We start from the raw sequence: 12,027 nt of genomic DNA, 5'->3' as shown, positions 1-12,027 counted from the left end.
TGGATAAACTATTCCTTTTGGCTCGCCCCGGTCATCGCCCACGAAGGAATGCCTCGATGGCCGCGATGGTCGCCGTCGGCGCGCTCAGGTTTGGGCAATGCCCCGAGGCGTCAAGCAGAACCAACTCGCTGTCGGGTAGCTTGCGATGGACGTACGCGCCGACCTCCTGGGGGGCAACGATGTCCTCCGAGCACTGGATGACGAGGCAGCGGGCAGTGACACCATCCAGATCGGCACGATTGTCCGAGAGGAACGTGACCCGGGCGAAGCGCTTGGCGATCTCCGGATCGGTCCGGCAGAAGCTGTTTGCGAGCTCTTGCCCGAGTTCCGGCCGCTCCGGATTGCCCATGATGGCGGGCGCCATCGCCTGCGACCAGCCCATGTGGTTGCTGTCGAGAAAGTCGAGCAGCTCCTCGACTTGGGCTTGGCTGAAGCCGCCGACGTAATCGCCGTCGTCGATGTATCGCGGCGAGGGACAGACCAGGACGAGGCTGTCGAACAGCGCGGGATCCATCTTCCAGACGAGGATGCCGATCATCGCGCTGACTGAATGCCCGACGAAGACGCCGCCCTCCACGCCGATGGCACGGCAGAGCTCGACCACGTCGTCGGCGTAGCCTGAAAGGTTCGCGTACTTGGCGGGATCGTAGGCCGAGAGATCGGAGCCGCCCGCGCCGACGTAGTCGAACACAATTGTGCGGTAGCGATCCTCGAAGGCGGGCGCCACGTACCTCCACATGTTCTGGTCGCAGCCGAACCCGTGGGCGAAGACCATGGCGGTCTCGCCGCTTGCCGCCACCTTGGCGTTGTGTCGCTGAAGGACCGACAATTTAAAACCCCCTGATCGCCAGGTCCGTCTAGCACGCATCAGCCGGCGTTTCGCGCAACGGTAGGCTTCGCCCGAGCCGAGGTGCTATGCCGGGCTGCGGCCAAGCGCTTTCACGTCGAGCGGGTCGTACTCTCTCCCGGCGTCAGAGCCGACAGTCCTGCGATATATCATCGCGAGCGCTGACAAAAACTCAGCGGGTCGCTACCGTGCCCGCCGTCGGGTTCGCGCCCTACGCCCGGGAGCAGGACCGAACCGATGACCGACCCAGCGAAGAGCCGGCCGACCAGCGAGGAGCCCCGGATCTCCACGGGCGTCCCCGGCCTCGACGACGTCCTCTGCGGCGGCCTGACCCCAAGCAGGCTCTACCTGCTGGAAGGTACGCCGGGCACCGGCAAGACAACCCTCGCCCTGCAGCTCCTCTTGGAGGGCGCCGCACGCGGCGAGCGCACGCTCTACGTCACGTTATCCGAGACCGCCGACGAGCTCCGCGCGGCCGCGGCGACGCACGGCTGGGCGCTCGACGAGATCGACATCTACGAACTCGTCGACGAGATGGGGCTCGATCCTGACAGCGAGCAGTCGATCCTGCACCCCTCGGAGATCGAGCTCGGCGAGACAGTCAGGGAGGTCATCGCGCGCGTAGAAGATCTCAAGCCCGACCGGGTGGTGTTCGACAGCCTCTCGGAGCTGCGCCTGCTCGCCCAGAACCCCCTGCGCTATCGACGTCAGATCCTCGCTCTGAAGCGGTTCTTCGCCAAGCGCGCCTGCACCGTGCTGATGCTCGACGACAAGACCTCGGAGGCCGGCGACGTTCAGCTCCACAGCATCGCGCACGGGGTGATCTCGCTGGAACAGGCCCCGCGCGAGTTCGGCTCCGAGCGCCGCCGCCTGCGCATCGTCAAGATGCGCGGCATCAAGTTCCGTGGTGGCTACCACGACTTCGCGTTGGAGACCGGCGGCATCCAGGTGTTCCCGCGCCTGATCGCGGCCGAGCACCACGCGCGCTTCGACAGCAACGGCAAGTCGACGGGTTCGGCGGAGCTCGACCTACTGCTGGGCGGCGGACTTGTTCCAGGCACCAACACGCTGCTGCTCGGGCCTTCCGGGGTCGGAAAGACGACGACCGGAGTCCGCTGCATGCTGGCGGCTTTGGAGCGCGGCGAGACCGCGACGTATTTCCTGTTCGACGAGGGGCTCCCGACCCTCCTTACCCGCTCGGCCACGCTCGGCATGGACTTGGCTCCGCACATTGAGGCCGGGCGCCTGACCATGATGCAGGTCGACCCGGCCGAGCTCTCGCCGGGCGAGTTCGCCTCGGTCGTTCGCGAGGCCGTCGAGGGGCGCGGCTCGACCTTCGTCGCGGTCGACAGCCTCAACGCCTACCTGCATGCGATGCCGGGTGAGGAGTACCTCATCCTGCAGATGCACGAGCTCCTGACGTATCTCAACCAGAAGGGCGTCACCACGCTCCTGGTACTGGGCCAGCACGGCATCGTCGGCGAGGTCCGCAGCGACGTCGACCTCAGCTACCTCAGCGACTGCATCCTGCTATTTCGCTTTTTCGAGGCCAAGGGCGAGGTCCGCACCGCGCTCTCGGTGGTCAAGAGCCGCGTCAACGCGCACGAGCGCTCCATCCGCGAGCTGAGGCTCGGTCCCGGGGGGGTGCAGGTCGGCGAAGCACTCGGTGACTTCGAGGGGGTGCTCACCGGTCTGCCAGCCTACCACGGCAAGGTCGCCATGCTCTCGGGAGCATCCGCCGGCGAGGCAAAGTGACGAGCGTGGGTTCAATCGAGCAGCGAGTTCTCATCTTGGCGCCTCGCGGCCGCGATGGAGCCGTCATCGAGCAGGTTCTCGCTCGGTCGGGCAAAGCGGTCGCAGTCTGCGCGGACGCGGCGGCGTTGGTGGTGTGCCTCAAAGCGGGCGCCGGCGCGGCCCTGGTCACCGAAGAGGCGCTCGGTAATGGCGAGCAGGCCGGCTTGTTCGCATGGCTCGACGCCCAGGCGCCCTGGTCCGATTTCCCCTTCATCGTCCTCGCGACTCGCCAGGCCGGCCGCCGTCCGGTGCGGGCGGCCGAGCTGCTCAACCGCCTCGGCAACGTCGTCCTGCTGGAACGTCCCATCAACGCGGAGACGCTGGAGAGCGCCGTGGCCTCCGCTCTGCGGGGGCGCCGCCGCCAGTACCAAGCGCGCGAGCACTTGCGTGACCGCGAGCATGCCCAGGAGCAGCTTCGGCTCGCCAACGAGGAGCTGGAGCGGCGCGTCGCCGAGCGCACGCGGGACGTCGAGGCTGCGCGGGAGACGCTCGCCTTCGCGCTGGACGCGGCCGGCATGGCGTCCTGGGACGTCGATTACGTCACCGGGACGTCTCGCCGCTCGCCCCGCTTCGACGCGATCTTCGGCTTCGAAGAGGCGAGGCCGGCTTGGGACCGGGACAGCTTCCTCGCCCACGTCGTCGAGGAGGACCGGGCCGCGGTCGACGCGGCGTTCTCCTTGGTTATCGAGACCGGCGTGCTGGACCTGGAATGCCGCATCCGGCGGGTCGACGACACGGTGCGCTGGGTCGCGATGCGCGGACAGGTCAAGCGCGACGATACTGGCACGCCCCTGCGCATCGCCGGCACCCTGATCGACCGCACCGATCAGCACCTCACCGAGGAGGCGCTGCGCCAAGCCCAGAAGATGGAAGCCATCGGCCAGCTCACCGGCGGCGTCGCCCACGATTTCAACAACCTGCTCACGGTCATCGTCGGCGGCCTGGACATGGTGCTTCGCCGACCCGAGCAGGTCGAGCGCGTCAAGCGCCTGGCCGAGGCGGCGATGGGGGCCGCCCGGCGCGGAGAGCAGCTCACGCAGCAGCTTCTGGCCTTCTCACGGCGGCAGATGCTGCGGCCGCAGACGCTGAACCCGAACCGACTGCTGCTCGACTTCGGGCCCCTAGCCGAACGGGCGGCGGGCGGGGCCGTCGAGCTGGCCTTTGACCTCGATCCAGCTCTCGACCCGATCCGGATCGACCCAGCGCAGTTCGAGGCGGCGGTGCTGAACCTGATTGTGAACGCGCGCGACGCCATGGAAGGGCAGGAGGGGCACGCCCGCATCGCGGTGACGAGCCGGAACGTCCATCTCGGCACCAGGGCGGTCGCCGACAAGGGCGTGCCCCCGGGGCCCTACGTGGTGGTGTCGGTCACCGACACCGGCAGCGGCATCCCGCCCGAAAAGCTCCAGCGCGTGTTCGAGCCGTTCTTCACCACCAAGGAGGTCGGCAAGGGGACGGGGTTGGGTTTGAGCCAAGTCTACGGCTTCACGCGCAGCGCGAAGGGCTTTGCGCAGATCGAGACCGAGGTCGGCACCGGCACCACCGTCAGCCTCTACTTCCCGCGTTCCAGCGAGCCGGCGGACGAGGAGACGGGGTCCAGGGCATCCGGAACAATTCCGCTGCGCCGGGCTGGCGAGGGCGAGACGGTCCTGCTGGTTGAGGACGACGAGCAGGTGCTCGCCATGGCCGTCGAAAGCTTGGAGGAGCTGCGCTACCGGGTCATCGTCGCCCACAACGCGGCTGAGGCGCTTGAGCACCTGCACGGCGTCGAGCGCATCGACATCCTGTTCTCGGACGTGGTCATGCCGGGCGGCATGAACGGCTCGCAACTCGCACTGGAGGCGCAGCGGGTGCGTCCCGGCATCAAGGTCCTGCTCACGTCGGGCTACGTCGCCAATCTCGACGAGGGACAGGTGATCGGTCACGGCGAGTTGCCGGTGCTCAACAAGCCCTACCGCCGTGACGAACTAGCTCGATCCCTGCGCCTGGTGCTCGGTGGCGGGACGCATTGACGGTCGGCCACTTGCCTCCAGTTTGCATGATGGCCAGGAGGTGCAGCGGTCCTGACGCTTCCCGATATCGTGGTCGGGAACTCGGACTGACGGTGGCACTTAGCTCGGCGAGTCGGAACGCCGTCTGACGAGGAGGACCGTCACGACTGAACAGCCATGTCTCGCTGGGCAGCCCAGACGGCGAGGATCGCCATCTGAAACCAGGCGAGTCAGCGACTCTGCGATAGAGACAGACCCGAGCGCCCCACTCGCAGGCGGAAGGCGTCCTCAGACGGAAGTCTGGCCGCGACGAGGGTCCGCTTCTTTGGTTTGGATGCTGAAAGCAGGCCGACCGCAATCGGCCAGGTCCGGTCCTTCGAAGCCGCTCAACCTTCCAGAAATCGGACGTTCCGAAAGGGCGAGAGGGCTCGGAAACGTGAGTTCACCGTCGGGTCGACGATTTCCAGAGTTCGGAAATTTGCTCTCATTAAGTGATCAACCGCCGCTGCTGGCGGAGGCGAGGTTCATCAAACAAGGACCTGATTGATCACGATATCATGGCCGACCTGCGATCCAGTGGGCTTGTCCTGTGCCGTCGTACGATCGATCGTCGCGACCGAGCCCGGTGACTTCCCTGTCGCTCCCCCTCGTCCGTCGCGGCTCTGTAGGTCTGCAAAGGTCTGAATCTTCACAACCGGACCTACACGTTCTCTCTTCGACGAAGGCGGATGACTAGGTGGTCCTCGGTGCTTAGACCCGAAGCGATGATCGTCGGTGATCTATTTGTCTGGTGGATATCCACGCTGAGATGATGATGAATCAGCTGAGGTGTGATCTTGAACGTGGATCTGCCGGGTGTTTGGAGGGTACAGTTCACCCTGCCGGACGAACTGTACCTTCAGGATCTGCCTGGCGTCCCGGAAAGATACACCCGATCAGCACACCTTTCGGTCAGGACAGGCCGTACGTGTTGCCCTGTTACGTGCTCGTTCACTCGACCTGTGCGGTCGATACGGCGGCGGCCACCCTCGGCTGATCGGGGAACTCGGGGGTGACGCGCTGGTCTTCTGCCAGCATCTTGGTCCAACGGGACCTTCTTGTGATGATCAGGCCAGACACCCCGACCTTTCGAGCAGGCCGACGAGACGGTGGACTGATTGGAGCCGCCACAAGCCCCGGGGATCGGACCCGGTTTGTATGGGCATGACGAGCGGGATCAGGGACCCGTGCTTCTATTTATCCCCGCGCTCTCTTCATCGGCTCGAACACGCCGATGCAGCGGACATTCAAGTGGAAGCGACAGTGAAGACCAGAATCTCGTCACGCGCACGAAGATCGAATTGTGGATCCCGATTCGGGATCGCGTCTTCCGGCGTGGGATGCGAAAGCTCAAGCTGAATCCAGTACTTGAGCGGGATCCTGTTGCCAAACCCGAGGGCGAGCGGTGCATCAACCGTGACCCGGATCAGAGCTCTGGATTCGCCCTGGCCGAGAACCGGTCACGCGCGGTGAACTGATCCGCCGGGAGATCGGGCACAGGACGACCGAAGACCTGCTCGCTGAGGAATGTGCGTTCGATCTCGATCTGCGCCTCGTCAAGGTCGATGGACCAGCTTCGCCGACGCTGGCTCCAGCGATAGCTGCGCGCCTTCAGGATCTCCTTCGTCTCGAACGGCGAGCCCTCGGCCCACAGTCTCACGGTGGGCCGCCGCGCGGTCGCGAGCAGGGCCGCCATCGCCAGCTGCCCGGAGCTGCGAAGAGGCGTGGCAAGCAGTCGGAGCAGCGCGTGACAGTCATCCACCGCGCGATGGCCGCGGTGGAAGAACCCGAGGTCCGACAGCAGATAACCGAGCTTTAGGCCCTCGTGTCCCTCGGCGCGCCAGGGGATCTGGTTCAGAGAGCAGGCCCAGTTCTTGTCGCGGAACACCGGCCAGCGCGGCTCGCACATCTGCCGATCGAAGCTGGCGTTGTGCGCGATCACCACCGCGGCATCAGCTGCCATGGCCTGAACAGCCGCCTCATCGATCCGGTGCCCGGCGACATCGGCATCGGTGATGCCGGTCAGCCGGCTGATCTCCGGCGGGATCGGGCGAGTGGGCTGATGCAGTTGGTTGAAGGTGTCGAGGATGCGGTAGATCCGTCCGCTGGCGCCGTACTCGAACTTGAGCATGCCGAGCTCGATCACCTCATCCGAGGCGAAGTCGATCCCGGTCGTCTCGACATCCAGGACCAAACCGATGAAGGTCGGCTCGTCTGCTGGTTCTGAGCAGTCGGCCAACGGCTCGAGCCGACGCAGCACGCGGTAGTTGCCCGTGCTCTCGAGCACGGCGGCGATGCTGTCGAGAGGCTGATCCACGTGCGCGCCGGTCCCGGTTGGTTGTTCCCGGAGAGCGGGATGTGCCGGCTGGTCCTTACCGGGAGCTTAACCGTGGATTAGACCAGGACGTGGTTGATCACGACGTCCTGCCCTGTGCGCGACGCTGCCGCTTCGGTGCCCTGTCCCGCCGCATGGGACGCAGTCGCGACCGGAGAGGGATGGTCCGCTGCCGATCCCTTGCGTTTGTCACGGGCGTGCAGGTCCTTGAAGGTCTGCACCTTCACTGGTGGTTCGCGCCGTTTCCTGCGCAGGCGAAGCTGGATCTTCACGTGGTCCTCCATCACTCACAGGCGGATGAGCTGAGTGTCCTTGAGGTACTTATCTGAAGGGGCACCAGCGTCGAGGTCATTGAGAGAGCCTGTTGGACGCGACAAACGTACACGGGCGCGATCACCAGTGATCGCGCCCGTGCCGAAGGTTCAAGGCTGCATCATCTAACAGCGGGAAACTCAGAGATCATCAGTCTCTTTCTTACATCGATCTTTCTGCGCCTGCTCGATCCACTCGGCCAAGATCGGCAGGATCGAGGCTTCCTTCAGGAGGCCAGTCTCGGGATCGTAGGCGTGCTCCTGCGGCTCCGGGACGGGCTCCTCGTTCATGAAGCATTCGTAGGTGCGCTTGATCTCGGCTTCTGCCGCCTCGGGGGAGAGACCACGCGGCATGAATGTGTTGGCGATCTCTCGCGCGGCCTGCAACATGACGCGCTTTTCGTCGATCATGGAATGTCCTTTGGGTGAGAAGCCGCGCCTGTCGCAGTGGATCGGTATCGGTGCAGGACGGGATGGAGCGAAATGCACCTTCACGGATTCGTCAGAAATGCCGAATACCGGAACGGGTGAAGAGAGGCGCAGGTCTAGGTTACGCAGTCACGCTTAAACGAAGTATAAGAAGGCGCCAATGCACTTTGTAGAGACGTCGAAAGTTAACGTGTGTGTATCTGGAGCTGAATGGATGGTCGCAAGAATTCTACCGCAGCCAGGTATTGCGGAGTTGCATACATAAGACTCTGCGGATCTAGTACGAATTTTTGGTCCAGGGGCGAGTTTGAATCAGGCCGAAATGCTCAAGGTGGAGTAGAGTTTGAGGTACGGCCGGTTCGGCTAATACTGCGTCTTCCCAGGGACCCCGCTTCCAGCTAAGAACCCCGCAGTTGCCATTCCAATACAATCTTTTAAAGAAATTCGGATCAAGATATCGGCTTACGCGCAAGGAGAGGACCTTCGTCGCCTTGAATGCCGATTCAAGCGTGTAAACCGAGATCCCGAAGCGGTCGTAGTCAAATGTGCACCCGCTGATTTCCAGGCGCCCGTCAAGGTCGACAGTTGCGCCTATATTTTGCGGCTCCAATTTCCCTCTTTCCCATAACAGACCCAAACAATGAGGCACAAGATGACTGAGCACGTAATCGCGCGAGCGGGCCTTACTGATCTGTACCGGCCGAACGCTTCGGAATGCTGTGTTGTTGCTGCGCGGCGAGCCATTCATAGTTTTACCCCATCGGAATGAAGGTTGCGGCTCCGGGATCGAATGTCCGAACACCGTTCTATTCAAAATCAAGCCCATTGATTTAAACGGTTGCCACCGTAAATCCGATGCGCCGAGTTTGATGACATCTGTTTGGGACTGGAGCGATGATGATGAACCCGGCGCCCGTGGGCGCCGGGGATGCCCCCGAGAAGGCCTTAGTCAGTCAGCTCTGATGAGGCGCGGGGCAGGATGAGGATCCCCTCATCGAAGCCGATGGTCCTACGGCAGACCGCCCTGAGGCAGTTCCGCATCACCTTCGGGATCGTCCCCGGCTCGACCGGTGCGATGTCGATCCGCTCGATGCCCAGCCCACGACGGTAGTTCCTGTCGTTCTCCTCGAAGTGCTCTTGGACCGATTGGTCCCCGAGCCGCGAATTCGAGGGGATGGCGAGCATGCCGTGGAAGTGGAGACCTCCCACGGCATTCGGATCCTTGGAGGCGGCCCTGTCGGGCCGTCTCTTATGGATCGAGAGGTCGGCTGCCCCGATCAGGATCGGGACCGCCTCGTTCCCCATACCGAACTTCGTGCGAGGACGACTGTCAGTGGGCGTTGAATACTCCCTGATTGTGGGGACCGAAAATTCCCTGGTTGGTGCCCTGGCCTGAGTGCGCGGCGGGCACCCCGCGTCCCCGGGCTTATCCATCCTCCGCCATCATGCCCGCCGATGCGTATCGGCCGGGAGCGACGAGGATGGTCCTGCTGGGAGAACTCCTCATGATCCTCGACCTGCACCGCCAGGGTCTGTCGATCACCGCCATCGCCCGCCGGACCGGGCGCGATCCAAAGACCGTCCGCAAGTACATCGCGCGCGGCCTCGAACCGCCCGCCTACGGTCCACGCCAAGCCGGACGCCCGAGCAAGCTCGCCCCCTACCTCGTCTATCTGCGCGAGCGCGTCGCCGCCTTTCCTGATCTCAGCGCCGTGCGCCTGACCCGCGAGCTGCGGGAGCGCGGCTATACGGGGGACTACACCGCCGTAAAGCGGTTCGTGGCCGCGATCCGGCCGCCCGAGGCCCAGCCCTACGAGGTTCGCTTCGAGACGCCCGCCGGCCAGCAGGCGCAGGTCGACTTCGCCCGCTTCGAGGTCTCCTTCACGGACACACCGGGCGCGACCTGCATCGTCTGGCTGTTCTCGCTCGTGCTCGGCCATTCCCGGCATATCGAGGCACGCTTTGTCCTGCATCAGGACCTGCAGACCCTGCTGCGCTGTCACATCCAGGCGTTTGCCGCGATGGGCGGCGTGCCGATCGAGATCCTCTACGACCGCATGAAGACCGCGGTCACCGGCGAGGAAGCGGACGGCCACATCGTCTACAACCGATCCCTGCTGGCGCTGGCCAAACACTACGGCTTCCTGCCGCGTGCCTGCCGCCCCTACAGGGCCAAAACCAAGGGTAAGGTCGAGCGGCCGTTCTCCTACATCCGCCAGGACTTCTTCCTGGCCCGCTCATTCCGCAACCTTGACGACCTGAACCTCCAGCTCAAGGTCTGGCTCGACACCGTCGCCAACGTTCGCCTGCACGGCACCACGCAGCGGATCGTCTCGGAGGCCTTCGCCGCCGAGAAGCCCGAGTTGCAGCCGCTGCCGGCCGTGCCCTTCAATGCCCTGCTCAAGCTGGAACGGCGCGTCAGCCATGACGGCCTCGTCTCGATCGGCGGCAACTACTACAGCGTGCCGGACCGGACGCGGCGGGTCGTCGAGGTGCACCAGCTGCCCGACACGATCCGTATCCTCGACGGCGGCCGGCTCGTGGCGAGCCACCCGATCCTGGAGGGCCGGCGACAGTACCGCGTCGATCCCGACCATCGACAAGGCGCGGCCGCTCGGGCCATGCGGCACGGCCATCCCGACAGCCTGACGATCGGTTGCCGGGGCGATCACGTCGCCCGGCGCTCGCTGTCGGTCTACCAGGCCGTCGGCGAGCGGCTCGCCGCCGGGATCGAGGGCCGGTCATGACCCGCGCCGCCCCCTCCCATGCCACCACGACCCTGGACAGCATCAAGCGCAGCTTGGTCGGCCTGCGCATGCCGCGCGCCCTGGAAGTCCTCGACGCCGCGATCCGGCGCATCGAACAGGGTGAGATCGACGGCATCTCTGCCCTCGACGAGATCCTGACCGAAGAACTGACGTTGCGCGAGAACCGCCGGGTGAAGACCGCCCTGCTCGTGGCACGCCTGACCACGATCAAGACGCTGTCGGGCTTCGACTTCGCTTTCCAGCCCTCCCTCGACCGGGAGCGGATCATGGCGCTGGCGGAACTGACCTTCATCGATCGGGCCGAGGTCGTCCATCTCCTCGGCCCGCCCGGCACCGGCAAGAGCCATCTCGCCACGGCGCTTGCCGTCGAGGCGGTAAAGGCCGGGCGCAGCGTCGTGTTCTCGACGCTGGCTGATCTGATCGCTTCGCTGGCCAAAGCTGAGCGCGACGGCGCGTTGCGCGAGCGGATCCGCTACCTCAGTCGGGCCTCCCTCTTGGTGGTGGACGAGATCGGGTACCTTCCCGTCGTTCCGGGTGGGGGCAACCTGTTCTTCCAGCTCGTCAACGCGCGCTACGAGAAGGGCGCGATGATCCTGACCTCGAACCGCGGCTTTGCCGAATGGGGAGAGGTATTTGGCGATCCCGTGGTGGCCACGGCTCTGCTGGACCGCCTGCTTCATCACGCCGTCGTCGTTCAGATCGAAGGAGCGAGCTACCGGCTGCGCCAGCATGGCGAACTTGTGCCCGAGCACGTCCGCTCGAAGGCACTCATCACCCCACCGCCCCCTCCACGCCGCCGTGGCCGGCCACCAAAGAGCGCGACCCTCGATCACAGCGCCGGCTGATCACCGTCGACCACCAAACCCGCCGATCAGGGAATTTTCGATGCCCATAATTGCGGAGACTTCGGTGCCCGTTGACAGACGACGAACCGTCCGTGTGATCAGACGGGTGTACACCGCCTTCGCCGGATCATGGATGAGGGTCGCGATCGACCGTCTGTCCTGAGAGATCCTGCTCGGCTTGATCGTCACCAGGTGAACTGACCACCCATCGTCGAACCTCTGTTGGATCATCTCGGCGAGTGATCTGACGCAAAGGTCGACGTTGAACTTGGGAGGGCAGTGGATCGGAACCCTGCTGGTGATGATCCTGGCGTTCGCGCTGGTCCGAGAGCTGGTGCTGATGTTTACGTTCAAATTGCCATAAACCTCCACATGCTGACCGCCGGACAATCAACACGGATGATCTCTGTCGGAACGATCCGGTAGTGAAGCTATTCCACGGAACCCGAAAGGTCCGTTCTTCATCATCTCATGTTGTCGGCGGCAAGTGAAATATGCGGGGTGACTGGTCTTTAAATCAAGAGGAAATTTACGGTTCGCGAGAAAAAGTAGGATTTGTCTTGGTGAACACATGAGTTTAAATCAGTTCACATGAGTGGGCCTGCCTAAAGCGCCTTAGGATACGTGGCGCGCTCTTGTCGGTTGCCTATTACGAGTCCGATGTATGC

The 12,027-nt window shown here is 64.2% G+C and carries 9 protein-coding genes; 4 read left to right on the top strand and 5 right to left on the bottom strand.

Going from position 1 to position 12,027, the window contains the following annotated elements; translation table 11 throughout:
- Positions 1–31: 31 nt before the first annotated feature.
- Complete coding sequence (locus ACYCO6_RS24985; protein ID WP_459773718.1) at positions 32–775, bottom strand: alpha/beta fold hydrolase; 744 nt, start codon at positions 773–775, stop codon at positions 32–34.
- Positions 776–1,084: 309 nt separating this feature from the next.
- Here ACYCO6_RS24985 and ACYCO6_RS24980 point away from each other — a divergent pair, with 309 nt between their 5' ends.
- Positions 1,085–2,602 carry an ATPase domain-containing protein gene (locus ACYCO6_RS24980; protein WP_459764329.1) on the top strand — a complete coding sequence of 506 codons (1,518 nt, stop codon included), beginning with the start codon at positions 1,085–1,087 and terminating at the stop codon, positions 2,600–2,602.
- 5 nt (positions 2,603–2,607) lie between these two features.
- Positions 2,608–4,653 (top strand): ATP-binding protein, encoded by a 2,046-nt coding sequence (locus ACYCO6_RS24975; RefSeq protein ID WP_459764327.1) that lies wholly within the window; start codon positions 2,608–2,610, stop codon positions 4,651–4,653.
- 1,444 nt (positions 4,654–6,097) lie between these two features.
- Here the strand turns inward: ACYCO6_RS24975 and ACYCO6_RS24970 are convergent.
- From ACYCO6_RS24970 to ACYCO6_RS24955, 4 genes are all read right to left on the bottom strand, one after another.
- Positions 6,098–6,988 carry a 3'-5' exonuclease gene (locus tag ACYCO6_RS24970; RefSeq protein ID WP_459764325.1) on the bottom strand — a complete coding sequence of 297 codons (891 nt, stop codon included), beginning with the start codon at positions 6,986–6,988 and terminating at the stop codon, positions 6,098–6,100.
- Positions 6,989–7,065: 77 nt separating this feature from the next.
- Positions 7,066–7,278, bottom strand: coding sequence for a hypothetical protein (locus ACYCO6_RS24965; protein WP_459764323.1), 213 nt, complete (start codon positions 7,276–7,278; stop codon positions 7,066–7,068).
- 180 nt (positions 7,279–7,458) lie between these two features.
- Positions 7,459–7,728 carry a hypothetical protein gene (locus ACYCO6_RS24960; protein ID WP_459764321.1) on the bottom strand — a complete coding sequence of 90 codons (270 nt, stop codon included), beginning with the start codon at positions 7,726–7,728 and terminating at the stop codon, positions 7,459–7,461.
- Between the two features lie 963 nt (positions 7,729–8,691).
- Complete coding sequence (locus ACYCO6_RS24955; RefSeq protein ID WP_459764319.1) at positions 8,692–9,051, bottom strand: hypothetical protein; 360 nt, start codon at positions 9,049–9,051, stop codon at positions 8,692–8,694.
- Positions 9,052–9,227: 176 nt separating this feature from the next.
- On the opposite strand from ACYCO6_RS24955, the gene istA reads away from it, so the two are divergent.
- Positions 9,228–10,493: an IS21 family transposase gene (gene istA, locus ACYCO6_RS24950; protein WP_459761958.1), complete on the top strand. Its 1,266-nt coding sequence runs from the start codon at positions 9,228–9,230 to the stop codon at positions 10,491–10,493.
- The gene (gene istB, locus ACYCO6_RS24945; RefSeq protein ID WP_459761956.1) at positions 10,490–11,359 is read left to right on the top strand and encodes an IS21-like element helper ATPase IstB; all 870 of its coding nucleotides are present in this window, start codon (positions 10,490–10,492) and stop codon (positions 11,357–11,359) included. The genes istA and istB overlap by 4 nt, the downstream gene beginning before the upstream one ends.
- Positions 11,360–12,027: the final 668 nt, after the last annotated feature.

This window comes from Methylobacterium sp. CM6257 (assembly GCF_054611515.1).
Note: the sequence above shows the minus strand (reverse complement) of the source record. Positions and strands in the feature narration are given on the sequence as shown.